Here is a 22,335-nt window from a genome sequence, read left to right on the forward strand (position 1 = left end):
CGCACCGGGCCGGTACGGCAGGCTGGCGGCGTGAGCACCGAGCGTGCGCCGGCCGAGTGCTGGCTGACCGACATGGACGGCGTCCTCGTGCACGAGGGGCTGGCCCTCCCGGGGGCCGCCGACTTCCTGGCCCGCCTGGTCGACACCGAGCGCCGCTTCCTCGTCCTCACCAACAACTCGATCTTCACGCCGCGCGACCTGGCCGCCCGGCTGGCGCGCTCCGGGCTGCAGGTACCCGAGGCGTCGATCTGGACCTCGGCCCTGGCGACGGCGGACTTCCTGTCCGGCCAGTTGCCCGGCGGCTCGGCCTACGTGATCGGCGAGGCCGGCCTGACCACCGCGCTGTACGAGGCCGGCTACACCCTCACCGACACCGACCCCGACTACGTGGTCCTGGGCGAGACCCGCACCTACTCCTTCGAGGCGATCACCCGCGCCATCCGGCTCATCGGCACCGGCGCGCGGTTCATCGCCACCAACCCCGACGTCACCGGCCCCTCGCCGGAGGGGCCGCTGCCGGCCACCGGGTCGGTCGCCGCGCTGATCACCGAGGCCACCGGCGCGAAGCCCTACTTCGTCGGCAAGCCCAACCCGATGATGTTCCGCAGCGCCATGAACCGCATCGAGGCGCACTCGGAGAGCACCGTGATGATCGGGGACCGCATGGACACCGACGTCGTCGCCGGCATCGAGGCGGGCCTGGACACGATCCTGGTGCTCACCGGGTCGACGACCGCGGCCGACGTCGCCCGGTTCCCGTTCCGCCCGGGCCGGGTGCTCGACTCGATCGCCGACGTCGTCGGCCTGGTGTAGCTCAGCGGTCGGAGAACGCCAGCCGCGCCTCGGGCGTCATCAGCAGGTACAGCTCGGCGACGGCGAGGGCGATCAGCGGGATGCCCAGCAGCGGCTGCTGGCCGGGGAAGGCGGTGCTGTAGCCGAAGAGCCCGAGCAGGATCTGCAGGGCGACGACCGGCCCGCGCGACCACGACGCCACCCGCCGCAGCCCCGCGGCGGCCACGGCGAGCGCTCCGCCGAACAGCCCGACGTAGACGACCTCGGCCAGGGCCCGGCCGACGCTGTCGGGCGAGCCGGTGAGGGTCAGCCACAGGACCACCAGCGCCGCGCCGAGCAGCAGCGCGGCCTCCACCGCGGCGACCAGCGCGGCCCGGCGGACCGCGGCCGGCGCCTCCCGTCCGGGCCGGCGGGCAGGGCGGGACGAGGGTGCGGCGGCTCCGCCGAGGAGCCGCTCGGCGCGGCTGGGGCGCCGCGCCCGGTCCTCGTCCGTCACACCGGTGAGGCTACGCGTCACCGGCCACGCCACGGCCGTCCGCGCCGGTCAGCGGCCATCCGCGCTGGTTAGCCTGACCGTCATGCGTGCGCTCGTGGTGGCCAACCCCGCGGCGACGACGACGACCGGGCGGGTGCGTGACGTCCTCCTGGGCGCCCTGGCCGGCGAGCTCAAGGTCGACCTCGCGGAGACGACCCACCGCGGTCACGCGCGCGAGCTGGGCCGGCAGGCGCTGGCCGAGGGCGTCGACGTCGTCGTCGCTCTCGGTGGCGACGGCACCGTCAACGAGGTGGTCAACGGGCTGCTGTCCGACGGGCCGGGCGCGCACGTCCCCACGCTGGCCGTCGTCCCCGGCGGCTCGACCAACGTCTTCTCCCGCGCGCTGGGACGCTCGCGCGACCCGGTCGAGGCCACCGGCGAGATCCTCGCCTCGCTGCGGTCCGGCCGGACGCGGCGGGTCTCGCTGGGCACTGCCAGCGCCACCGGCACGAGCGGCGCGACGCTCGGCGGCGGGGACCCCGCGGTCGCGTCGGCCCGCGCCGCGACCGACGCCGCGACCGACGCCGCGGCCGGCGGGGGGTGGACCGAGCCGCGTTGGTTCGTCTTCGCCGCGGGCATGGGCTTCGACGCCGACGTCATCGCCCGCGTGGAGGCGCAGCGGGCCCGCGGCCGCCGGTCCACCGGGTCCCTCTACGTGCGGGAGGCCGCGCGCACCTTCGTGCTCGGTCGCGAGCGGCGGCGCCCCGCCATGACCCTGTCCCTGCCCGGCGAGCCCGACCTCGACGGGCTGTTCCTCTGCCTGGTGTCCAACGTCAGCCCCTGGACCTACCTGGGGTCCCGGCCGGTCAACCCGAGCCCCGAGGCGTCCTTCGACGCCGACCTCGACGTCTTCGCCCTCGGCCGCACGGGCGTGCTGCGGATGCTGCACCGCGCGCGACAGGTCCTGGCCCGCCGGCCCGACGCCCGCGGCCGGGGGGTGCACCGCCGACACTCCGTCGCCGGGCTGACCCTGACCGCCTCGCGCCCGCAGGGCTGGCAGCTCGACGGCGACCACCTGGGCACGGCGACCGGTCTGCACGTGCGATCGGTGCCCGCCGCCCTCTCCGTCGTCGCCTGAACGACGGACCTCCCCACCCCCACCGCTCGCCGCGGGGCTTCTAAGCACGCCGCCCCGACCGTGTCAACCACCCAGGGGGTGTCGAGTGGCGGCCCTAGCACGCGCGTGGTGAGGTTGCTCACGAGGGGTCGAGACAGGACCTCCGTGCGCTTGACACGCGTCCCTCAGGTGAAAACATCGCGGGAGGAACGCAACCTGCCGGTAACAAGCGGCGGGTGGTCGCTGGAACGAGGCGCTGGGGAACCGGTGTCGCCTGCGCGAGCGGCCCGACGTCAGCGATCTGCAGCACCGACCGTAGCCGACACCGAGGAGTACACCGACATGGACTGGCGCCACCGCGCGCTCTGCCGGGACGAGGACCCCGAGCTGTTCTTCCCCATCGGGACGACCGGCCCCGCCCTCGTGCAGATCGAGCAGGCCAAGGCGGTGTGTGGCCGCTGTCCGGTCGTCCAGTCCTGCTTGGACTGGGCGCTGAGCGCAGGCCAGGACTCCGGCGTCTGGGGCGGGCTCTCCGAGGACGAACGGCGCGCGCTCAAGCGCCGTCAGTCCCGCGCCCGCATCCGCGCCTGAGCCCCACCACACAGCACGCGCCGACGACACGAGGCCGGTCCCCCGACGGGGGACCGGCCTCGTGTCGTCGGCGAACCTACCGCCGGGGTCTCGCGGCGCCGGGGACGTCGAGGACCACCTCCGTGCCGGGCCGCCCCGGGCCCGGCGGCTGCGCCGGCGTCGTCATGCGCAGCGAGCCCCCGAGCTCGCTGGTGACCAGCGTCCGCACGATCTGCAGGCCCAGACCGTCGCTGGCCGCCGGGTCGAAGTCCCCCGGCAGCCCCTGCCCGTCGTCGCGCACGCGCACCACCAGGTCGTCGCCGTCCCGCTCGGCCACCAGCTCGATCGAGCCGGGCTGGCCGTCGGCGGGGAAGGCGTGCTCGGCGGCGTTGTGCAGCAGCTCGGTCACCGCCATCACCAGCGGCGTGGCGGTCGCCGCCGGCAGCTCGCCGAAGGCGCCCACCCGCCGCGTGCGCGCCGCCGGGCCGATCGAGGTGAGGTCGCCGAGCATTGGCAGCACCCGGTCGAGCACGTCGTCGACGTCGACGACGTCCTCCCGGCTGCCGGCCAGCGTCTCGTGCACGACGGCGATCGAGGCCACCCGGCGCACCGACTCCTCGAGCGCCGCGCGCGCCGCCGGCTCGGTCATCCGCCGCGCCTGCAGCCGCAGCAGCGCGGCCACGGTCTGCAGGTTGTTCTTCACCCGGTGGTGGATCTCCCGGATGGTGGCGTCCTTGGTCAGCAGGGCCCGGTCGCGGCTGCGCAGGTCGGTGACGTCGCGGACGAGCACCAGGGCGCCCTCCTCGGCCCCGGGTGCCTGCAGCGGCAGCGCCCGCACCAGCAGCGTGGCCGTGTCGCCCTCGACGTCCACCGGGTCGGGGAACCGGCCGCCCACCGCCGCGGCGATGCCCGCCGCGGCCGCCTCGCCGGCCACCCGGTCGGCGGCCGCCGTGCGCGTCAGGTGCGCCAGGTCGGCGCCGACGAGGTCGCCGGTCACCCCCAGCCGCCGGTAGGCCGACAGGGCGTTGGGGCTGGCGTACACGGCGCGGCCGGCGGCGTCCAGGCGCACGAGTCCGTCGCCGACGCGTGGGCTCATCTCGCCGCCGAGCAGCTTCTCGGGCGGGAAGGTGCCGGCCGAGACCATCAGGCAGAGATCCGCGGCGATGTCGAGGTAGGTCAGCTCCAGCGTCGACGGCGAGCGCGTGACGGCCAGGTTGGTGTCCTTGGCCAGCACGGCGACGACGACGCCGTCGTGCCGCACCGGGATGACCTCCCGGCGGCGGGGGTTGGCGCCCGACCAGTCCGGGTCGCCCTCGGTCACCGGCCGGCCCTCACGGTGCGCCACGCGGAACGGGTCGGCCTCGGGGCCCTCGACCTCGCTGCCGACGAGGTCCTCGGGCTGGCTGGTGGGAGCGGTGAGCGGGCGCACCTGGGCCACGCACCACCAGGCGCCGGTGCGCAGCGGGACCCAGAGCGTGAGGTCGGCGAAGGCCAGGTCGGCCAGCAGCTGCCAGTCGGCCACCAGCCGCCGGGCGTGGTCGACCTGCGAGGGGGCGGTCGCCGAGCCGCGGTGCAGGCGTTCGGAGAGGGTGCTCATCGTGCCCCGAGGGTAGGTTCCTGCCCGCAGGGTCCCGCCGCGAGCCTGCGAGCGGCGGGGGGCGCGGAGGTCCTCTCTCCAGGCTGGCCACCCCTGGCTCTCCCCTCCCCCGCTCCGCCTCCCGTGACCGTCGAGGACGCCGCGCCCGCCGACTTCCCGGCCGTCGCGGCACTCACCGTCGGCGTGTACCGCGACGAGGGGCTGGCCTCGGACGCCTACCTGCCGCAGCTGGCCGACGTCGAGGGCCGCGCCCGGGCGGGCGCAGCTGATCGTGGCCCGGGCGGGCCGTCGCGTGGTCGGCGCGGTGGCCCTGGTCCTCGAGGGCGACTTCGGCGAGATCACCGAGTCCGAGGACGAGGCGGCGTTCCGGATGCTCGTCGTCGACCCCGGCGTGCGCGGGCGCGGCGTCGGGGAGCTGCTGGTCACCGAGTGCCTGGCGCGGGCGCGGGCGGCCGGCAAGCGGCGGGTGGTGCTCTCCACCGACCCGGTGATGACCGCGGCGCACCGGCTCTACGCCCGGCTCGGCTCCACCCGGCTGCCCGGGCGCGACTGGGCGCCGCGGCCGGGCATCGACCTGCTGGTGGACGCGCTCGACCTCTGAGCGGCCCGCTCAGCTGCGGGCGCGGGCCGCTCCGCTGCGGGGCCGGGCCGGACGGCGGGGCGCGGGGGCGGCCGGCGGGGCGGCCGGCGGGGCCTCCGGCGGCGCCACGCCCGCCGCGGCGGCGAGGGCGTCCAGGTCGTCGAGGACGTCGCCGAGCAGCACGTCGACGTCCGGCAGCAGCTCGGCGCACGAGACCAGGCCCCAGTCGAGGCGGTCGAGGTAGCTCTGCACCGTGATGTTGAGGCCCTGGCCCTCGATGATCGTCGAGACCGGGTAGTAGTGCTCCAGCCGCGCGCCGGCGGCGTAGAGCGGAGTGCGCGGGCCGGGCACGTTGGAGATGACGAGGTTGCCCGGCGTCAGCCGCGAGCCCAGGCGCAGCCGGGCGGCGAGCCGCATCGCCCGCGCGAAGACCGCCGGCGGCGGGAACTCGGCGAAGTCGGTGAGCCGCTCGGCGGGGAGCGCGGAGAACAGCTCCTTGCTCGTGGACATCGCCTCGTGCACGCGCCGGACCCGCTGGACCGGATCGGGCTCGTCGGTGGGCAGGACGGCCGAGAGCATCGACACCCGGTTGGTCCAGCGGTCGGTCTCCTCCCCGGTGCGCACCGAGACCGGGACGAGCGCCACGAGCGGGTCGGTGGGCAGCGCCCCGCGGCGGTCGAGGAAGATGCGCAGACCGCCGGCGCACGCGGCCATGACGACGTCGTTGACGGTGACGCCGAGGGCCGACTTCACCTGCTTGACCACGTCGAGCGACGTCGACCGGATGGCGAGCTTCCGGTGCGGGGTCACGGGCCCGTTGAACGGCGTGCGCGGCGGCCGGACGCTGGGCAGCGGTGGCGGCTGGTCGGGCTCCTCGGGGCGGGAGCGGCCGAGGTTGAGCACCGTGCCCAGCGGGCCGCGCAGACTCCGGCGGACGTCGTTGGCGGCCCGCACCAGCACCGGGTTGCGCGTCGCCCGGCCGATCTCCCGGGCGCTCCACGCGGCGAGCAGCACCCCGCGCGCGGGCTTGCGGGCCAGGCCGAGCGCGCCGCGGGCCAGCATCTCCAGGTCACCGGGCGGCCGCTCGGGCGTCCACGGCTCGGTCTCCGGCGGCACGGTGCCGCCCTCGGGACGGTCGTCGAGCATCAGCGTCATCAGCTCCACGCCGGATGCCCCGTCGATCGTGGCGTGGTGGACGATCGTCAGGACCGCGAACCGGCGGTCGGCCAGGCCCTCGATGACGTAGGACAGCCACAGCGGCTTGCGCCGGTCCAGCGGCCGCGACACCAGGCGGGCGGCCAGCGCCGCGAGCTGGTCGTCGGTGCCCGGCGGCGGGACGGCCGTGTGCCGCACGTGGAAGTCGAGGTCGAAGGCGGGGTCGGCCACCCAGTACGGGTGGTCCAGGCCCAGGGGCACCTCGGCCAGGCGCCGGCGCAGCGGCTCGAGCAGGTGCAGCCGCTGCTGCAGCTGGGCCCGCCACGCGTCATAGGGCCGGTAGTCCGGGTCGTCCGGGCGGGAGTAGACCGACAGGCTCGAGACGTGGCCGAACTGCGCGGAGGTCTCGAGGTGCAGGAACGTCGCATCGAGCCCCGACAGCTGCTTCATCGTCCCTGCCCCCTCGCGTCGGCGGCGGGGACCACGGACCGCGCCCCACCGGCGACACGCCCCGGGTGGCCCCCGGAGTGTGCAGGAGTGTGCCAGGAGTCACACTCCTCCGTGCGAGACGGGCGCCCGGGCACCTGGAGGTGGGTGCCGCGCCGTCCCGGCACACGGACGGAGACGAGGACACGACATGGGCACAGCGCCACCGCTCCACCGGGCACCGGCCGGGGACGCTCCCCCGTGGACCGGCGCCTCCCCGGTCGCCGCGCTGCTGGCGGCGCAGCGGCCGTGGCGGGAGATGGCCGCCCTCCTGCGCTCCCCCGTGTGGCGCGGACGGGACGTCCCGGACGGCGGCGGCCTGCCGGTGCTGCTCGTGCCCGGCTTCCTGGCCGGCGACCCGTCGCTGTCCGTGCTGGAGCGCTGGCTGCGCGCCCGGGGCTACCGGACGTGCGCCTCGCAGATCCGCGTCAACGTCGACTGCACCCGCGCGGCGGTCGAGCGCCTGGAGCGCCGCCTGCTGGAGTTCACCGACCGGACGGGGCGGCCCGCGGCGATCGTCGGCCAGAGCCGGGGCGGGCTGTTCGCCAAGCTCATGGCCGTGCGCCGGCCCGACCGCGTCAGCGGGATCGTGACGCTGGGGAGCCCGAACGTCGACCACATGGCGATCAACCCGCTCGTCGCCACTCAGGTGCGACTGGTCGCCGCGCTGGGCACCGCGGGTGTCCCGGGCCTGTTCCACGACGACTGCCTGCAGGGCGGGTGCGCCGGCGAGCTCGCCGAGGAGCTGGACCGGCCCTTCCCCGCCGGCGTCCCGTACGTCTCGGTCCACTCGCGCAGCGACTGGGTGGTCGACTGGCACGCCTGCGTCGACCCGGCCGCCGACAACGTCGAGGTCGACTCCAGCCACATCGGCATGAGCGTCCACCCGGGGGTCTACGGGATCCTCGGGCAGCGGCTGGCCGAGCTGGCCGGGCGGACCCCTGCGCGGCTCGGCGGAGCCGGCTGACGGAGCCGGCTGACGGAGCCGGCTGACGGAGCCGAGCGGCCTGGGCGTGCCCTGAGCCGCGCGGCTCAGCCGTCGACGACGGTGGCGATGAGGTCGCCCTCCTGGAGCACCTCACCCTCGACCACGTGCAGCTCCTGCACGACGCCGGCGAGCTCGGTGAGGACGGGGATCTCCATCTTCATCGACTCGAGGATCACCAGCGTGTCCCCCGCGGAGACCTCGGCACCCGGCGCGACCAGGACCTTCCAGACGCTGGAGACCATCTCGGCGTGGATCTCCTCGACGGCCACGGACCACTCCTCTCCGACCGGGAGCCCCATCCAAGCAGGCGGCCCCACCCGGCTCCTGTCCTGAGCAGGTGGCTCCCGTGCCGGGTTTCGCCGCGGGCCGCGTCCTCTCCGGTGGGGGTAGAGCCCTCCGTCAGCTCCCGGGTGCGCAGTCCCCGTCGGCCAGCCGGTCGAGCACCGCGCAGACCTGCGCGCCGTCGTGCGGGACACCCGTCTCCGGGAGCCCGGCGAGGGCGGCGCCGGCGGCCCGGGCGGCGGTGGCGGTGTCGGCGGCCCCGGCGCTCACGGTGGCCAGCAGCGCGTCGTACCAGCCGTCGAGGCGGTCGCCGGGGTCGTAGCCGCTGACCGCCACGACCTCGGTCTGACCGGTGGCGCCGCGCAGCCGGCCGGAGTCCGGCAGCGGGCCGGTCACCCGGCCGGCCCGTCCGGGCGGCAGCGTGGCGCGCAGCTGGACGGCGACGGCGGCGCGGGGAGGGTGGTCGTCACGGACCCGCTGGCGCGGCGCGCGCTCCCCGGCGGCGGCGGCCAGCGCCAGGTCGACGGCGTCGACCCGGTGCGCCCGCTCCAGGACCGACACGTCGAGGGAGAAGCCGGCCGCGACCTCGCCGAGCTCGCCGTCCTCGGAGACCCCCACGGTCACCAGCCCCCGCCAGCCCACCTCGGCCAGCCGCTTGGCCCCCGGCGGGACCTCCCCGCCCGGATCGGGCGTCCAGGAGACCCGGGCGATGCCCGCGGCGCGGTCGCGGGCCACCGGCGTGGTGAACTGCAGGCCGTCCTCGGTGACCAGGGCGAGCAGTCCGTGCTCGCTGGCCGGCTCCACGCCGTCGCCCCCGAGCCGCTCCAGCACCTCGGCCGGCGGCCCGACCCAGGTCAGCCCGGCGGCGGTCACCTCGCCGGCCAGGGCGGCGTTGCCGGCCAGCGCCGGTGGCACGGGCAGGACGGCGGCCACGCCGCTGCGGCGGGCGGCCTCGACGATCCGGTCGACGGCCAGGTAGGACTCGGTGGCCGAGGCCGGCCCGAGCAGCACCGCGTCGTCGGCGAGCCGCACGTGGCGGGCCGACCGCTCGGCCTCGGAGTAGACGGCCACCGCCTTGACCCCGAGACGGGTGCAGGCAGCGACCACCGCGCAGGCGGCGGGCCCCCGCCCCGCCACGAGCACGCTCTCGATCCCGTGCTGGCCCACGTCCGTGCGTCCTCCCGTCCGGTGCCGGGGTCGCCTCTCCCGGCCTCCCTGCATGGTGCTCCTCGGGACTGACACCCGCCGCACCGGCCGGGGGCGACTCCCCCGGCTGTGGGACCCTGGAGGCAGACCCGGCGGTCCCCGCCGACCCACCCGACGACGAGGAGAGGAGGGCAGCGATGTCCAAGCGTGGACGCAAGCGGCGCTCCCGCAAGGGGAACAAGGCCAACCACGGCAAGCGCCCCAACGCCTGAACCCACGAGCGCCTGAACCCACGAGCGCCTGAACCCACGAGCGCCTGAACCCACGAGCGCCTGAACCCACGAGCGCCTGAACCCACGAGCGCCTGAACCCACGAGGCCCCGCTCCGGAGATCCGGAGCGGGGCCTCGTCGTGGGGCTCCCTCAGTCCTCGGACCAGTCGGTCCGCACGACCTCGGTGCTCACCTGCTCGACGCTGACGTGCGTGCCGTCCTCCTCGAACGAGACGGTGGTCAGCTGCATCTTGATGCGGTCCTTGAGGCCGATCGGCGGCTTGTCCCCGCCGCAGCGGCGCCGGACGAGGGCCTTGAACTCCTGCTCGATGCCGAACTCCCGCAGGCACCCCGAGCAGTCCTCGAGGTGCTCGGCGATGACCGCGCGGCGGGCGTCGTCGGTCTCGTGGTCGAGGAACTCGAAGACGTGGGACAGGACGTCGTCGCACGAGGAGATCTCGGCCGGGTGCTCCTGCTCGGCGCTCACGACCCGGCCCCGTCTCCGGCGCCCGCGCGGACGAAGCCGCGCTCGCGGGCGTAGTCGGCCAGCAGCTTCTGCAGCCCCCGCCGGCCGCGGTGCAGCCGGGACATCACCGTGCCGATGGGCGTGCCCATGATCTCGGCGATCTCCTTGTAGGCGAAGCCCTCGACGTCGGCGAGGTACACCGCCAGCCGGAAGTCCTCCGGCAGCTGCTGCAGGGCGTCCTTGATGTCGGAGTCCGGCAGGTGGTCCAGCGCCTCGATCTCGGCCGAGCGCAGGCCGCTGGAGCTGTGCTCCTCGGCGGCGTAGAGCTGCCAGTCCTGCACCTGGTCGGTGGGGTACTGCTGCGGCTGCCGCTGCTTCTTGCGGTAGCTGTTGATGTAGGTGTTGGTCAGGATCCGGTACAGCCAGGCCTTGAGGTTGGTCCCCTCGGCGAACTGGTGGAACGCGGAGTAGGCCTTGACGAACGTCTCCTGGACCAGGTCCTCGGCGTCGGCGGGGTTGCGGGTCATCCGCAGCGCCGCCGGGTAGAGCTGGTCGAGGTAGGGCAGCGCGTCGCGCTCGAACCGGGCGTCGCGTTCGGCGCGGGTCTCGGCGACCTCCGTGCGGCTGCCGCCCTCGCGGGCCTCGGGCACGTCCACCGGAGCCCCGACGGCCCGTCCCTGCGGGGTCTCGACGGGCTCGACGGCGGGGCTCCCGCCCGCGGACTCCTCAGGCACCGACCGTCCTCTCTGCGGCGCCCGGAGGCGGGCGACCACGTCGGACGATCCTAGTCGCGCGGCGTCGGGACGGCCCGGGGGCCGCCGGTGCGGAGCGCGCGTCCGCGCGCTCGAGACGGTGCTGCTCACGGTCCCTGCAACCGCGCCGGCGACGGCGCGCATTCCCGGGCCGGCCGCTCGGCGGAACTCGACGGCGACCGCCCGGCGACGTCGCTACGCTCCCGGCCCGTGGCGGCGACCCCCGCGGTGCGGGCCCTGGAGCGGGCGCGGGTGGCACACACCCTGCACCCCTACGACCCCGAGCACCCGAGCGACCAGGGGCACGGCGAGGCGGCGGTGGCCGCGCTCGGCGCCGATCCGCGGCGGGTGTTCAAGACCCTGGTCACCCGGGTCGACGGTGCGCTGACCGTGGCCGTCGTCCCGGTCAGCGGGAACCTGGACCTCAAGGCGCTGGCGGCGGCAGCGGGCGGGCGGAGGGCGGCCATGGCCGACCCGGCCGACGCCGAGCGCACGACCGGCTACGTCGTCGGCGGGATCAGCCCGCTCGGCCAGCGCAAGGCGCTGCCGACGGTGGTCGACGAGTCGGCGCTGGCGTTCCCCACGGTCATGGTCAGCGCCGGCCGCCGCGGGCTGCAGGTGGAGCTGCCGCCGGCCGACCTGGTCCGCCTGACCCGCGCCCGCACCGCCCCCATCGCCAGAGGACCCCTCGCCCCCACCACTCGCGAGCTCGCGGCGGGTCCCCGCGAGGGGCCGACTACGACCCGGGGGCGGCGTAGGGGGTGAGCAGTTGGTCGACGGGGGCGGCGTCGTCGGTGAGCACCTGCGCGTCGCCGGCGAAGGCGGCCACCTCCTCCTCCGGGGCGACCTGCCAGGTCGAGCCCTGCGCCCGCAGGGCCGCGGCGAGGGCGTCGGTGTCCAGCGGCCGGGCCGAGGCGACGGCGACCAGGTTGCCGCCGTCCTCCCCGGCCAGCACCGGCGCGCGGGCCAGCAGCAGCACGTGCGGCCACACCTGGCGCATCGTGGCCAGCTCCGCGCGGACGAAGGCCAGCGGCGGGTGGTCGATGAGGTTGGCGACGTAGACGCCGTCGTCGGTGAGCGCGCGGTCGACCAGCTCCAGCGCCTCCACCGTGGTGAGCTGCCACGGCACCGACAGCCCACCGAAGGCGTCACCGACGACGAGGTCGCGCTCCCCCGCCGGCTCGGCGGCCAGCCCGACCCGCGCGTCGCCGACCCGCACCTGCAGGTCCGGCGAGGTCTGCAGGCCCAGCTGCGCGCGGTCGATCCCGACCACGCCGGGGTCGACCTCCAGCACCCGGCTCTGCGTGCCGGGCCGGACCGCGGCGAGGTAGCGCGGCACGGTGAGCCCGCCCCCGCCCAGGTGCAGCGCCGACAGCGGCTCCCCGGCCGGGGCCGTCGCGTCGGTGACGGCGGCGACGGCCTGCACGTACTCGAACTCCAGGTGCGTGGGGTCGGCGAGGTCGACGTAGCTGTGCCGCAGCGTGTCGAGCAGCAGCACCCGTCCGGTCGCGCGCTCGGGATCGGCCACGACGCGGGCGCAGTGGTAGGCCGTCTCCTCCTCGCACGGCGTCGGGGCCACCGCCGCCAGCAGCGTCCCGCCCACGGCGAGCAGCAGCAGCGCCGCCGGCAGTCGGCCGGCCGACCCCGACGCCCGGCGGCGCAGCAGGACGAAGACGGCGACCCCCGCGACGGCGGTGACCAGCCCGGTGCCCACGAGGATGCCGCTGCTCGGGAAGACGGCGATGAGCAGGAACCCGGTGACGAAGGTGGCCGCGATCCCGCCGAGGGTCCCGATGCCCGACAGCCGCCCGACCACCGAGCCGGTCTCGGCCAGGCTGGCCAGCTGCAGCTTGACCACCATCGGCGGCACCGCCGAGAGCAGCGACGCCGGCACCACGATCGCGACGGCGGCCAGCAGCAGCACGCTGCCGGCGTCGGCGCCGGTGAGCAGCGACCCGGCGAAGCGCACCAGCGGCAGGACGGCGACCACCAGCGCGCCGCCGGCCACCAGCAGCGGCGCGATCAGCTGCCGCGGGTCGCGGCGGTCGGCGGTAGCGCCGCCGGCCCACGCGCCGGTGGCGATGGCGGCCAGCGTCAACCCGATGACGGCGGTGTTGGTCTGCAGGGTGATGCCGACGTAGGGCGCGATCAGCCGCAGCCCGACGATCTCGAGCACCAGCACCGCACCGGAGGCCAGGAACGTGACGCCGGCGGCCACCCAGCCGGGCAGCGCGGCCCCGGTGGCGGGCCCGGTGGTCTCCGCGGCCCTCGCGCGTTCGCTCAGGGGACGCTCCTCAGAAGAGCGCCGGCTGGTCGGCGGGGGCGCTGGTGCCCTCCACGCGGGTCAGCAGCTCGGCGCCGTTGTTGCGGACGTTGTTGACCGCGGTGCCCACCGGGCGCAGCTCGAGGGACTCGACCAGCTCCGGCGGGGTCGGCTCGGCCAGCGTCTCGACGTCGTCGCGGGCCGGGTCGAGCCAGTCGGCCCACCGCTCGCGCGGCAGCACCAGCGGCATCCGGTCGTGGATCTCGGTGAGCGCACCGGTGGCCGGGGCGGTGACCACGGTGCAGGTGTAGAGCCGGTCCTCCCCCTTGCCCCAGACCTCGTAGAGGCCGGCCATGGCCAGCACCGACCCGTCGGCGGGGGTGATGAAGAACGGCTGCTTGTCCGGCGCGTCGAGCCTCTTCTGCCACTCGTACCAGCCGTCGGCCGGGACCAGGCAGCGCCGCGACCGGGCGGCCGAGCGGAAGGCGGGCTTCTCGGTGAGCGACTCGACGCGGGCGTTGAGCAGCCGGTTGCCCACCGAGACGTCCTTCGCCCACGAGGGCACCAGCCCCCAGCGGACGCTGCGCAGCTCGCGGTGCCCGGCGCCGGTGGGGCTGCCCTCGGGGTCGCGCTCCCGCTTGGTCCGCACCACGTAGACGTCCTTGGTGGGGGCGACGTTGTAGTCGGCCGGCAGCGGCGACTGCCCCTCGGCGGGCACCGCCTCGAACTCGACCACGAGGTCCTCGGGACGGCGGGTGGCGGCGTAGCGACCGCACATGGCTGGTCCTCCCGGCTGGTCGGCGTCGACGGGGTCGGTCCGGACGGGGCGCCCGGTACGGCCCCCGTCCGACTCTAGGGGCGCCCACCGACACGCGACCGGGGAAGGGCCCCCGCGCCCCCCACTCCTCGCAGGCTCGCGGCGGGACCCTGCACGGGGGCCGTCCAGGAGCGAGGATCGACCCGTGACCGCTACCCAGAACCCCCCGCACGAGCAGCCGAAGACCGCCAGCGACTCGGCCGAGCGCCGCTACGCGACGGTCAACCCCTTCACCGGCGAGACGGAGGAGGAGTTCGACTTCACTCCGACCGAGGAGATCGACGGGATCGTCGGCCGGGCGCACGCGGCCTACCAGGAGTGGCGGCAGCGGTCGGTCGAGGACCGCGCCGCCGTCGTCCGCCGGGCCGCCGAGCTCATGGACGAGCGCCGCGACGACCTCGCCCGGCTCATCACCACCGAGATGGGCAAGCGGCACGAGGAGGCCACCGGCGAGCTCTTCCTGTGCTCGATGATCCTCAAGTACTACGCCGACAACGGCCCCGGCTTCCTCCGGCCCACGCAGATCACGCCGCTGATGGGCAAGGGCGAGGCGGTCGTGGAGACCCAGCCGATCGGCGTCCTGCTGGCCATCGAGCCGTGGAACTACCCCTTCTACCAGGTGGTCCGCGTGGCCGGCCCGAACCTGGTGCTGGGCAACACCGTCATCCTCAAGCACGCCGAGATCACCCCGCAGTGCGCGGTGGCCATCGAGCAGCTGTTCACCGACGCCGGCGCCCCCGAGGGCGTCTTCACCAACACCTTCCTGCGCATCGCCGACGTCGAGCAGGTCATCGCCGACCCCCGCATCCAGGGCGTGACACTCACCGGCAGCGAGCGGGCCGGCAGCGCCGTCGGGGCGCTGGCGGGCAAGTACCTGAAGAAGTCGGTGCTCGAGCTCGGCGGCAGCGACCCGTTCATCGTGCTCGACGCCGACGACCTCGGCGCCACGGTCAAGGCCGCGACCATGGGCCGGATGCAGAACACCGGCCAGGCCTGCACCGCCTCCAAGCGGCTGATCGTCACCGAGGAGCTCTACGAGCCCTTCGTCGAGGGCCTCAAGCAGGCCTTCGGCACCTTCTCCCCCGGTGACCCGGCCGACCCCTCGACGTCGCTGGCCCCGCTGTCCAGCGAGCGCGCCGCGCAGGACCTGCACGCGCAGATCCAGGACGCGATCGACAAGGGCGCCACCGTGGTCGCCGGCGGGAAGCGGCCCGAGCACCCGGGCGCGTTCGTCGAGGCCACCATCCTCACCGACGTCACCCCGGAGATGCGGGCCTTCCGCGAGGAGCTGTTCGGCCCCGCGGCCGTCGTCTACAAGGTGAAGGACGCCGACGAGGCGGTCGCGCTGGCCAACGACAGCGACTTCGGCCTGGGCGCCACCGTCATGAGCAGCGACCTCGACCGCGCGCGGGCGGTGGCCGAGCGGCTCGAGGCCGGCATGGTGTGGATCAACCAGCCGACCGGCTCCTCCCCCGAGCTGCCCTTCGGCGGCGTCAAGCGGTCGGGCTACGGCCGCGAGCTCTCCGAGCTGGCGATGTTCGAGTTCGCCAACCGCCGCCTGGTGCGCACGGTCCCGGTGAAGAAGGCCGACCGCCCGCTCGGCGGCTGAGCGGTGGGCGGTGCGGTGTCGCGGGCCGGGCAGGATGGACCCGTGACCCAGGTCTGGACGACGCCGCACCGCCCGGCGCCCGTCGACGCCGTCGTCCCCCTGCCCGGGTCGAAGTCGATCACCGCCCGGGCGCTGGTGCTGGCCGCGCTGGCCGACGGGCCCGGCCGGGTCGTGCGGCCGCTGCGGGCCCGCGACACCGACCTGATGGCCGCCGGTCTGCGGGCGCTCGGCGTCGGCATCGCCGACGACGGGGACGACTGGCTGGTCACCCCCGCGGAGCTGCGCGGGCCGGCCGAGGTCGACGCCGGGCTGGCCGGCACCGTGCTGCGGTTCCTGCCGCCGGTCGCCGCGCTGGCCGACGGCCCGGTCCGGTTCGATGGCGACCCGCGGCTGCGCGAGCGGCCCAACGCGGGGCTGATCGCGGCGCTGCGCGACCTCGGCGTCCGGGTCGACGACGGCGGGCGCGGCCGGGCGCCGTTCACCGTGCACGGCACCGGCGCCGTCCGCGGCGGGGCGGTGACCGTCGACGCGAGCGAGTCCTCGCAGATCGTCTCCGGGCTGCTGCTGGCCGCCGCCCGCTTCGGCGACGGGATCGACCTCGCCCTGGCCGGCGGGGTGCCGTCGATGCCGCACGTGGAGATGACCGTCGTCGCGCTGCGCGAGCACGGGGTGGACGTGGACGCCACCGAGCGCGGGTGGCGGGTCGCGCCCGGACGCGTCGCACCACTGAACCGGGTGGTCGAGCCCGACCTGTCCAACGCCGCGCCGTTCCTCGCCGCCGCGCTGGTCACCGGCGGGCGGGTCACCGTCCCCGACTGGCCGCGGCTCACCACCCAACCCGGGGCACAGCTGGAGCGGCTGCTGCCGCTGATGGGCGCCGAGGTCGAGCGGACGCCGGACGGGCTGCGGGTCACCGGCACCGGCCGGATCGCCCCGCTGGTCGCCGACCTCGGCGAGGTGGGTGAGCTGACGCCGGTGCTCGCGGCGCTGTGCGCGCTGGCCGACGGCCCGTCCCGGCTGACCGGCATCGGTCACCTGCGCGGGCACGAGACCGACCGGCTGCAGGCCCTCGACGAGGTGCTCAGCGCCGTCGGCGCGCGGGTCGAGCAGCTGCCCGACGGTCTGGTGGTCACCCCCGGGCCGGGGCGTCCGGCGCTGGTGGACTCCTACGGCGACCACCGCATGGTGCACGCCGCCGCCGTCCTCGGCCTGGCCGTCGACGGCGTCCGGGTGTCGGGGCCGGAGGCGGTGACCAAGACGCTGCCGGACTTCCGCGAGCGCTGGGCCGGGATGCTCGGCGCGACCGCCGGGGTGGGCTCCTGAGCCGCCGGCACGACAGCCGGTCGGACGAGGACGACGTCCGGGTCCGGCCCAACCGGCGCGGGTCGCGGCCGCGCACCCGCACCCGCCCCGCGCACGCCGACGCCGTCCCGGGGCTGGTGGTCGCGGTCGACCGCGGGCGGATGACCGTGCGCGTCGAGGCGCCCGACGGCGGCCCGCACGAGGTCACCGCGATGCGCGCCCGCGAGCTCGGCCGGCACGGCGTCGTCGTCGGCGACCGGGTGCGGCTGGTCGGCGACACCACCGGCCGGCCCGACACCCTGGCCCGCATCGTCGTCATCGAGGACCGGACGACGTCGCTGCGCCGCACCGCCGACGACACCGACCCCACCGAGCGGGTGGTCGTGGCCAACGCCGAGCAGCTCGTCGTCGTCACGTCGGTGGCCGACCCCGACCCGGCGCTGGGCTTCCTGGACCGCTGCCTGGTCGCGGCCTACGCCGGTGGGCTCGAGCCGCTGTTCTGCCTGACCAAGACGGACCTGGCCAGCGCCCAGCCGCTGCTCGACCGCTACGCCGGCCTCGGGGTCGACGCGGTCCCGATGTCGCGCGAGACGCCGCTGGACCCGCTGCTCGAGCGCCTCGCCGGGCGCACCAGCGTCTTCGTCGGGCAGTCCGGGGTGGGCAAGTCGACGCTGGTCAACCGGCTGGTGCCCGAGGCCGACCGGGCCATCGGCGACGTGAGCAAGGTGGGCAAGGGCCGGCACACGTCGTCGTCGGCGGTGCTGTTCGACCTGCCCGGCGGCGGCACGATCGTCGACACCCCGGGCATCCGCTCGCTCGGGCTGGCGCACGTGACCGCCGACGACGTCGTCGGCGCCTTCGAGGACCTCGCCGAGGCCGCCGTCGACTGCCCGCCCGGCTGCGGGCACTCCGCGCAGGACCCCGACTGCGCGCTCGACGCCTGGGCGGCAGCCGGGCCGCCGGGTCGAGCCGAGCGGCTGGCCAGCGTGCGGCGGCTGCTCGACGCCGTCGGCCAGCTCGGCCCCGGCTATTGAACGAGGAGGTCTCCGTGGAACAGCAGGTGCACGTCGTGACGCTCGCGACGGCCGACCTCGACGCGGCGCGGCGGTTCTACGTCGAGGGGCTGGGCTGGACGCCGCTGCTCGACGTCCCCGGCGAGATCGTCTTCTTCCAGATCGCGCCCGGCACGGTGCTCGCCTTCTTCGAGGCGGGCAAGTTCGCGCAGGACCTCGGCAGCGGCCCGGCGCGGCCGGCGGTCTCCGGCGTGACGCTGGCCCACGACGTCGGTGACCGCGACGCCGTCCGGACGCTGGTCGACGCGATGACCGCCGCCGGCGGCACGGTCCTCACCGCGCCCGAGGAGGGTGCCTTCGGCGGGGTGTTCCACGCGCTGGTGCGCGACCCGAACGGCGTCGTCTGGGAGGTCGCGCACAACCCCGGCTGGTCGGTCGACGCCGACGGGACCGTGCGGCTCGGTTAGCGCGGCCGGTCCCGGAACAGGACGTCGGCGATCGGCTCGTCCGCCGCCTCGATCCGCACGTCCGGGCCAGGTCCGAGCGACTCCGGGTCGTCGACCCCCACGCAGACGCCCGTCGCCCCGTCCAGCCGGACCCGGTGGACGTCGGGGCAGGGCCCTCGGGCCGCTCCGGACTCGCGCTCGTCGACCTCCGGGGAGCGCAGCAGCGGGCAGCACCCGCAGCGCGGCTCGTCGGACGGGGTCGGGCGGACGAGCGCCTCCCAGGCCGGCCGCCCACCGGCGTCGGACACGTCCGGAGTGTGACCCCGCAGGCCGGCGCGTGTCCCGCGAGGAGTCGTGCTCTGCCCACAGGTGTGGGCAGAGCACGACTGCCCACGCAGGGGGGTGCGCCGTCGAGTCGGCATGGCACGGGAGGCCGCGGGGACACGGGGACCCGCCCCTCGACCTCAGCCGTCGCGGCCGGCGTTCTCCACCGTGAGGTCCACGAGGCGGACCGTGTCCAGGAGGACCAGCCCCCGACGAGGACCGCCACGACGGCCAACGCCACCGCCGGACCGCGGAGGGCTCGGGCCACGGCCCGGACCACGGACCTGCTGCCGGCACCTCGCCGGCCGGTGGCGGACCACCCGTCCTGCGGTAGCTGCCGTGCGGCGTACGGCGCGAGGCGGTCGAGGTGGCGGACCGGCGACTCGTGCGCGTGGGTCACCACGTCCTCCGTCGTGAGCTCCGGCAGGTCCGCAGGGGGCGGCGCCGGGACCCGGGCCGCCTCCGGGGCCGACCGCCGGCGCCGGTCGGCGACCACCGCCACGCCCGCGGGGACGGCGACCAGCGCGCCGAGGAGGAGCACCGAACCCACGGTCCGGTCCGGGTCCACCGCCTGTCCGCCGAACGGGGGCCCGAGCGCCCAGACGAACCGGGGAGTCGCCGACCTCTGGGTCCCCGCAGTCGACCTCCGCGTGGTGGCGGTGCCCGTCGTGACCCACCCAGGTCACCCCGCAGCCGCCCTCCCGGTCGTTCGACACAACGGTCGCCTCGGCGGTGTACCCGGTCAGCACCAGCCAGGCCCAGCCGGCCACCCAGAGCGCGGCCAGCCCCAGGCCGAGCCTCGGCCACACGCGGACCCGGCGAGGGGACCGCGGCGGAACCGCGGCGTCGGGGGCCTGCCGCGCGACACCCCGCTGCAGCAGCTGCACCACCAGTCCGGCGTCGTCGTGGTGCAGCAGGAGCCGGGCACGGCTGTCCGACGGGAGCAGCAGCTGCAGGGCGGCGTCGTCCGCCCGGGCCTGGCGCTGCCTCGGCTCCACGACGGCGGACAGCACCCGGGCGCCGGCGAGGTCGACCGGCCCGGAGCCCCGGCCGTGCCAGACGAGCACGTGCGGTGACATCGTCAACCGGCCGCGTGCGAGCGGGCCGCCGTCGACCTCCAGCCGCGCCCGGCACCGGGTCGCCGCACCCACCTGCACGCTCGCCCGGCGGCGCCGCGCCGCCCGCGCCCGCCAGGTGGCGGCGAGCACGCCGACGACGACCCCTGCCAGCGGGATGAGGAGTTCCACCACGACCCCTCATCGGCAGGTCGCGTGCCCGACCGGAGCCGTGTGGCCCGAGCCGCCCCCGGACGGGGTCCTCAGACGTCGACCCAGCCGCCGGAGCGCCAGTACAGCCCGGCCGCGCGGGAGAGCAGGCCCTCGTCGACCAGGTAGCGGCGCAGCGCCGCGGTGTCGGGGTGCCAGACGGCCAGCAGCGCGTTGACCTCGCGCTCGGGGTAGCGGACGCCGACGTCGAAGACCCGCACCAGGTGCTCGAGCACGACCCGGCGCTTGCTCTGCTGGGCCGGGATGGACACCAGCCGGCCGTCGCGGACGAACGCGGCCAGGACGCTGGACTCCGCGGGGTCCTCCGACAGCGGCTCGGGCGCCGGCGCGGCCTCGGCGGCGGCCCGCGCCGCGGCGCCGAAGCGGTCGGTCAGCAGCTCGAGGGTGTGCCCGTCGCGGCGCACCAGCCCGCCGCGGGCGAGCCGGCGGGCGGCCAGTGCGACGTCCTTGAGCGCCAGCCCGGAGGCGTCGGCGACCTCCTCGATCGTCCCGGCGCCGAGCGCCAGGGCCGCCACCACCCTCAGCCGGGCGGGGTCGGCCAGCAGCCCCGCGATCCTCGCCGCCTCCACGCCCGCGACGGTATCCGCGCATCGAGCCACGTGGGCGGGGGTAGGCCGACCGGCATGGTGAGCCCCATCGACATCCAGAAGGCCCTCAAGGGCATGGACTACCCGGCCAGCAAGCAGCAGATCCTCGAGCACGCCAAGGGCGGCGGCAAGGACGTGCTGGACGCGCTGGAGAAGATCGACGACCGGGAGTACGAGGGTCCCAGCGGGGTCAGTGCGGCGGTCTTCGACTGACCGCCCGCTAGGTTCGGTGCCCATGACACCGGGCCGGGACTTCACGGGGGACATGCACCTGGCGCACGTCCTCGCCGACCAGGCGGACTCGATCAGCATGGAGCGGTTCCGGGCGCTCGACCTCACGGTCGAGACCAAGCCGGACCTCACGCCGGTCACCGACGCCGACCGCGCCGTCGAGGAACAGCTGCGCACCACCCTCGCGCGGGCCCGCACCCGCGACGCCGTCCTGGGCGAGGAGTTCGGCGTCACCGGGCACGGCCCGCGGCGCTGGGTCCTCGACCCCATCGACGGGACGAAGAACTTCGTCCGCGGGGTGCCCGTGTGGGCGACGCTCATCGCGCTGTTCGACGGCGACGAGGCGGTCGTCGGGCTGGTCTCGGCGCCCGCCCTCAACCGCCGCTGGTGGGCGGCCAAGGACGTCGGTGCGTGGACCGGCCGGCGGCTGGAGTCGGCCACCCGCTGCCGGGTGTCGGGCGTCTCCGACCTCGGCGACGCGAGCCTGTCGTTCTCCAGCCTCTCCGGCTGGGAGGAGCGCGACCTGCTCGACGGCTTCCTCGACCTCACCCGGTCGGTGTGGCGGACGCGCGGCTACGGCGACTTCTGGAGCTACGTGCTGCTGGCCGAGGGCGCGGTCGACGTCGCCTGCGAGCCCGAGGTGTCCCTGTGGGACCTCGCCGCGCTCGACGTCATCGTCCGCGAGGCCGGCGGCCGGTTCACCGACCTGTCCGGTGCGGCCGGGCCGGCCGGCGGCAGCGCGCTGGCCACCAACGGCCTGCTGCACGACGCCGCGCTGGCCCACCTGCGGCCGTCCCAGCCGGTGGCCCGGGCGGCTGACGACACCCAGGCGGCGGACGGCGACGGAAGCGCCTGACGCCGACGGCCCCTGACGACGACGGCCCCTCCCCGGGATCCCGGGGAGGGGCCGCCGTCGTGTGCGGGTGGGTTCAGACCGTCGGGGTCGTGCCCCCGGTGCCGCCCGTGCCGCGCCCACCGGAGAACCGGCGGCGCGCGTCGTCGATCCGCGCCCTCGTCTTCGGGTCCTTCGCCAGCTGCTGGGCCCGGGTGGTCACCTGGCGGAGCGCCTGCTGGCCCTTGGGACTGCGGGCGAACTGGGCCACCTTGTCGAACACCGACGCCATGTCGCGTTCCTCCTCTCGCCGGAGCCCTCGCCGGGCCCCGCTGCTGGGTCAACGGTCCCCGGACCACCGCCGTTCCACACGCTCGGCGGCACGGGCGGCCGACCGGTGTCACCACGGCGTCACCACGGCGTCACGGGCCCTGGGAGGACGCCCCTCCCGAGGTCATGCTGAACGCGATCCGCGGGGACGGCCGCGGTGCAGGCCGGTCGCCCTGGTCACGGGTGTGGCGGGCGGTCTCGTGGCGGTGCCAGCGAGCCTGGTGCTCGTCGCGGATCCCCTGCCCGAGTACCTCGGGGATCCGGGCTACCTCGGCGGCCCGACCCACCCACCGACCTGGCCCCGCTCATGGACGTCCAACTGGTGGCCCTCGCCCTGCTCGCCGCAGGACTCCTGGCGGTGGGGACACCAACCGCCGTGGGGCGGACGCTCCTGGCGGCGGCGGCCGGGCTGGCCACCGCGCTCGTCACCGGACTGGGCAGTTCGTGGCTGTACGGCTCCACCGTGCCGTCCGCGCCTCGGGGGGTGGCGGTCCGGGTCCTGGCCCTGGTGGTCGTCGGGGGCCTGGCCGCCACGCCGGTCCGGTACCGGCTGCGGCAGTGGCTGGTCGGCGTCGTCCGCCGCAGGCCCCGCCCCACCTAAACCCACCGCCTGGCGGG

The 22,335-nt window shown here is 76.0% G+C and carries 26 protein-coding genes; 14 read left to right on the top strand and 12 right to left on the bottom strand.

Features of this window, described 5'->3' with window-relative positions:
* Positions 1-30: 30 nt before the first annotated feature.
* Positions 31-813, top strand: a complete 783-nt coding sequence (locus ACWIZO_RS01625; RefSeq protein ID WP_448640813.1) for an HAD-IIA family hydrolase — start codon at positions 31-33, stop codon at positions 811-813.
* 1 nt (position 814) lies between these two features.
* Here ACWIZO_RS01625 and ACWIZO_RS01630 read toward each other — a convergent pair whose 3' ends face one another.
* Entirely contained in the window at positions 815-1,288 is a 474-nt protein-coding gene (locus ACWIZO_RS01630; RefSeq protein WP_448640814.1) for a hypothetical protein, read from the bottom strand.
* 82 nt (positions 1,289-1,370) lie between these two features.
* Here ACWIZO_RS01630 and ACWIZO_RS01635 point away from each other — a divergent pair, with 82 nt between their 5' ends.
* Complete coding sequence (locus tag ACWIZO_RS01635; protein WP_448640815.1) at positions 1,371-2,405, top strand: diacylglycerol/lipid kinase family protein; 1,035 nt, start codon at positions 1,371-1,373, stop codon at positions 2,403-2,405.
* Positions 2,406-2,726: 321 nt separating this feature from the next.
* On the top strand, positions 2,727-2,975 hold the full coding sequence (locus tag ACWIZO_RS01640) for a WhiB family transcriptional regulator (protein WP_446757051.1): 249 nt from the start codon (positions 2,727-2,729) through the stop codon (positions 2,973-2,975).
* A 76-nt stretch (positions 2,976-3,051) separates the two neighbouring features.
* Here ACWIZO_RS01640 and ACWIZO_RS01645 read toward each other — a convergent pair whose 3' ends face one another.
* Positions 3,052-4,551 carry a sensor histidine kinase gene (locus tag ACWIZO_RS01645; RefSeq protein WP_448640816.1) on the bottom strand — a complete coding sequence of 500 codons (1,500 nt, stop codon included), beginning with the start codon at positions 4,549-4,551 and terminating at the stop codon, positions 3,052-3,054.
* Positions 4,552-4,822: 271 nt separating this feature from the next.
* Here ACWIZO_RS01645 and ACWIZO_RS01650 point away from each other — a divergent pair, with 271 nt between their 5' ends.
* Complete coding sequence (locus ACWIZO_RS01650) at positions 4,823-5,152, top strand: GNAT family N-acetyltransferase (RefSeq protein ID WP_448640817.1); 330 nt, start codon at positions 4,823-4,825, stop codon at positions 5,150-5,152.
* Positions 5,153-5,161: 9 nt separating this feature from the next.
* On the opposite strand, the gene ACWIZO_RS01655 is transcribed toward ACWIZO_RS01650, so the two are convergent.
* Positions 5,162-6,736: a WS/DGAT/MGAT family O-acyltransferase gene (locus ACWIZO_RS01655; protein WP_448640818.1), complete on the bottom strand. Its 1,575-nt coding sequence runs from the start codon at positions 6,734-6,736 to the stop codon at positions 5,162-5,164.
* Between the two features lie 187 nt (positions 6,737-6,923).
* Between ACWIZO_RS01655 and ACWIZO_RS01660 the strand changes: the two genes are divergently transcribed.
* On the top strand, positions 6,924-7,739 hold the full coding sequence (locus tag ACWIZO_RS01660) for an esterase/lipase family protein (RefSeq protein WP_448640819.1): 816 nt from the start codon (positions 6,924-6,926) through the stop codon (positions 7,737-7,739).
* Positions 7,740-7,804: 65 nt separating this feature from the next.
* Here ACWIZO_RS01660 and ACWIZO_RS01665 read toward each other — a convergent pair whose 3' ends face one another.
* On the bottom strand, positions 7,805-8,029 hold the full coding sequence (locus tag ACWIZO_RS01665; RefSeq protein ID WP_446757056.1) for a biotin/lipoyl-binding carrier protein: 225 nt from the start codon (positions 8,027-8,029) through the stop codon (positions 7,805-7,807).
* Between the two features lie 130 nt (positions 8,030-8,159).
* A complete protein-coding gene (locus tag ACWIZO_RS01670; RefSeq protein ID WP_448640820.1) occupies positions 8,160-9,209 on the bottom strand; it encodes a biotin carboxylase N-terminal domain-containing protein in 1,050 nt (349 codons plus the stop codon).
* Positions 9,210-9,385: 176 nt separating this feature from the next.
* On the opposite strand from ACWIZO_RS01670, the gene ACWIZO_RS01675 reads away from it, so the two are divergent.
* Positions 9,386-9,460 (top strand): 50S ribosomal protein bL37, encoded by a 75-nt coding sequence (locus tag ACWIZO_RS01675; RefSeq protein ID WP_014377707.1) that lies wholly within the window; start codon positions 9,386-9,388, stop codon positions 9,458-9,460.
* 150 nt (positions 9,461-9,610) lie between these two features.
* On the opposite strand, the gene rsrA is transcribed toward ACWIZO_RS01675, so the two are convergent.
* Together rsrA and ACWIZO_RS01685 are read right to left on the bottom strand one after the other, a co-directional pair.
* Positions 9,611-9,946 (bottom strand): mycothiol system anti-sigma-R factor, encoded by a 336-nt coding sequence (gene rsrA, locus ACWIZO_RS01680; protein WP_446757058.1) that lies wholly within the window; start codon positions 9,944-9,946, stop codon positions 9,611-9,613.
* Positions 9,943-10,659: a sigma-70 family RNA polymerase sigma factor gene (locus tag ACWIZO_RS01685; RefSeq protein WP_448640821.1), complete on the bottom strand. Its 717-nt coding sequence runs from the start codon at positions 10,657-10,659 to the stop codon at positions 9,943-9,945. The genes rsrA and ACWIZO_RS01685 overlap by 4 nt, the downstream gene beginning before the upstream one ends.
* Before the next feature lie 228 nt (positions 10,660-10,887).
* Here ACWIZO_RS01685 and ybaK point away from each other — a divergent pair, with 228 nt between their 5' ends.
* Positions 10,888-11,442 carry a Cys-tRNA(Pro) deacylase gene (ybaK, locus tag ACWIZO_RS01690; RefSeq protein ID WP_448640822.1) on the top strand — a complete coding sequence of 185 codons (555 nt, stop codon included), beginning with the start codon at positions 10,888-10,890 and terminating at the stop codon, positions 11,440-11,442.
* Here ybaK and ACWIZO_RS01695 read toward each other — a convergent pair.
* Both ACWIZO_RS01695 and ACWIZO_RS01700 read right to left on the bottom strand, forming a co-directional pair.
* Positions 11,414-12,895 carry a fused MFS/spermidine synthase gene (locus ACWIZO_RS01695; RefSeq protein ID WP_448640823.1) on the bottom strand — a complete coding sequence of 494 codons (1,482 nt, stop codon included), beginning with the start codon at positions 12,893-12,895 and terminating at the stop codon, positions 11,414-11,416. The genes ybaK and ACWIZO_RS01695 overlap by 29 nt on opposite strands.
* A gap of 76 nt (positions 12,896-12,971) precedes the next feature.
* Positions 12,972-13,718 (bottom strand): SOS response-associated peptidase, encoded by a 747-nt coding sequence (locus ACWIZO_RS01700; RefSeq protein ID WP_448640824.1) that lies wholly within the window; start codon positions 13,716-13,718, stop codon positions 12,972-12,974.
* Positions 13,719-13,902: 184 nt separating this feature from the next.
* Between ACWIZO_RS01700 and ACWIZO_RS01705 the strand changes: the two genes are divergently transcribed.
* The 4 genes from ACWIZO_RS01705 (at position 13,903) to ACWIZO_RS01720 (ending at position 18,148) form a co-directional block, all read left to right on the top strand.
* Entirely contained in the window at positions 13,903-15,366 is a 1,464-nt protein-coding gene (locus tag ACWIZO_RS01705) for an NAD-dependent succinate-semialdehyde dehydrogenase (protein WP_448640825.1), read from the top strand.
* A gap of 42 nt (positions 15,367-15,408) precedes the next feature.
* Complete coding sequence (aroA, locus tag ACWIZO_RS01710) at positions 15,409-16,689, top strand: 3-phosphoshikimate 1-carboxyvinyltransferase (RefSeq protein ID WP_448640826.1); 1,281 nt, start codon at positions 15,409-15,411, stop codon at positions 16,687-16,689.
* A gap of 116 nt (positions 16,690-16,805) precedes the next feature.
* A complete protein-coding gene (gene rsgA, locus ACWIZO_RS01715) occupies positions 16,806-17,702 on the top strand; it encodes a ribosome small subunit-dependent GTPase A (RefSeq protein WP_448640827.1) in 897 nt (298 codons plus the stop codon).
* Positions 17,703-17,716: 14 nt separating this feature from the next.
* Positions 17,717-18,148 (top strand): VOC family protein, encoded by a 432-nt coding sequence (locus ACWIZO_RS01720; protein ID WP_448640828.1) that lies wholly within the window; start codon positions 17,717-17,719, stop codon positions 18,146-18,148.
* Here the strand turns inward: ACWIZO_RS01720 and ACWIZO_RS01725 are convergent.
* Together ACWIZO_RS01725 and ACWIZO_RS01730 are read right to left on the bottom strand one after the other, a co-directional pair.
* Positions 18,145-18,435: a hypothetical protein gene (locus ACWIZO_RS01725; protein ID WP_448640829.1), complete on the bottom strand. Its 291-nt coding sequence runs from the start codon at positions 18,433-18,435 to the stop codon at positions 18,145-18,147. The two genes, ACWIZO_RS01720 and ACWIZO_RS01725, sit on opposite strands and share 4 nt — an antisense overlap.
* Before the next feature lie 1,334 nt (positions 18,436-19,769).
* On the bottom strand, positions 19,770-20,306 hold the full coding sequence (locus ACWIZO_RS01730) for a DUF2087 domain-containing protein (RefSeq protein ID WP_448640830.1): 537 nt from the start codon (positions 20,304-20,306) through the stop codon (positions 19,770-19,772).
* 54 nt (positions 20,307-20,360) lie between these two features.
* Between ACWIZO_RS01730 and ACWIZO_RS01735 the strand changes: the two genes are divergently transcribed.
* Both ACWIZO_RS01735 and hisN read left to right on the top strand, forming a co-directional pair.
* Positions 20,361-20,537, top strand: a complete 177-nt coding sequence (locus ACWIZO_RS01735) for a DUF2795 domain-containing protein (protein ID WP_448640831.1) — start codon at positions 20,361-20,363, stop codon at positions 20,535-20,537.
* Positions 20,538-20,559: 22 nt separating this feature from the next.
* Positions 20,560-21,411 carry a histidinol-phosphatase gene (hisN, locus tag ACWIZO_RS01740; RefSeq protein WP_448640832.1) on the top strand — a complete coding sequence of 284 codons (852 nt, stop codon included), beginning with the start codon at positions 20,560-20,562 and terminating at the stop codon, positions 21,409-21,411.
* Positions 21,412-21,484: 73 nt separating this feature from the next.
* On the opposite strand, the gene ACWIZO_RS01745 is transcribed toward hisN, so the two are convergent.
* Positions 21,485-21,679, bottom strand: a complete 195-nt coding sequence (locus tag ACWIZO_RS01745) for a hypothetical protein (RefSeq protein WP_446757070.1) — start codon at positions 21,677-21,679, stop codon at positions 21,485-21,487.
* A 345-nt stretch (positions 21,680-22,024) separates the two neighbouring features.
* Here ACWIZO_RS01745 and ACWIZO_RS01750 point away from each other — a divergent pair, with 345 nt between their 5' ends.
* Positions 22,025-22,318, top strand: coding sequence for a hypothetical protein (locus tag ACWIZO_RS01750; protein WP_448640833.1), 294 nt, complete (start codon positions 22,025-22,027; stop codon positions 22,316-22,318).
* Positions 22,319-22,335: the final 17 nt, after the last annotated feature.

The organism is Geodermatophilus sp. URMC 63, assembly GCF_053502565.1.

Coding starts and splice junctions, on each gene's coding strand:
- ACWIZO_RS01660 (WP_448640819.1), top strand. CDS start 6,924: ATGGGCACAGCGCCACCGCTCCACCGGGCACCGGCCGGGGACGCTCCC.
- ACWIZO_RS01655 (WP_448640818.1), bottom strand. CDS start 6,736: ATGAAGCAGCTGTCGGGGCTCGATGCGACGTTCCTGCACCTCGAGACC.
- ACWIZO_RS01645 (WP_448640816.1), bottom strand. CDS start 4,551: ATGAGCACCCTCTCCGAACGCCTGCACCGCGGCTCGGCGACCGCCCCC.
- ACWIZO_RS01640 (WP_446757051.1), top strand. CDS start 2,727: ATGGACTGGCGCCACCGCGCGCTCTGCCGGGACGAGGACCCCGAGCTG.
- ACWIZO_RS01735 (WP_448640831.1), top strand. CDS start 20,361: ATGGTGAGCCCCATCGACATCCAGAAGGCCCTCAAGGGCATGGACTAC.
- ACWIZO_RS01700 (WP_448640824.1), bottom strand. CDS start 13,718: ATGTGCGGTCGCTACGCCGCCACCCGCCGTCCCGAGGACCTCGTGGTC.
- ACWIZO_RS01750 (WP_448640833.1), top strand. CDS start 22,025: ATGGACGTCCAACTGGTGGCCCTCGCCCTGCTCGCCGCAGGACTCCTG.
- hisN (WP_448640832.1), top strand. CDS start 20,560: ATGACACCGGGCCGGGACTTCACGGGGGACATGCACCTGGCGCACGTC.
- ACWIZO_RS01745 (WP_446757070.1), bottom strand. CDS start 21,679: ATGGCGTCGGTGTTCGACAAGGTGGCCCAGTTCGCCCGCAGTCCCAAG.
- ACWIZO_RS01635 (WP_448640815.1), top strand. CDS start 1,371: ATGCGTGCGCTCGTGGTGGCCAACCCCGCGGCGACGACGACGACCGGG.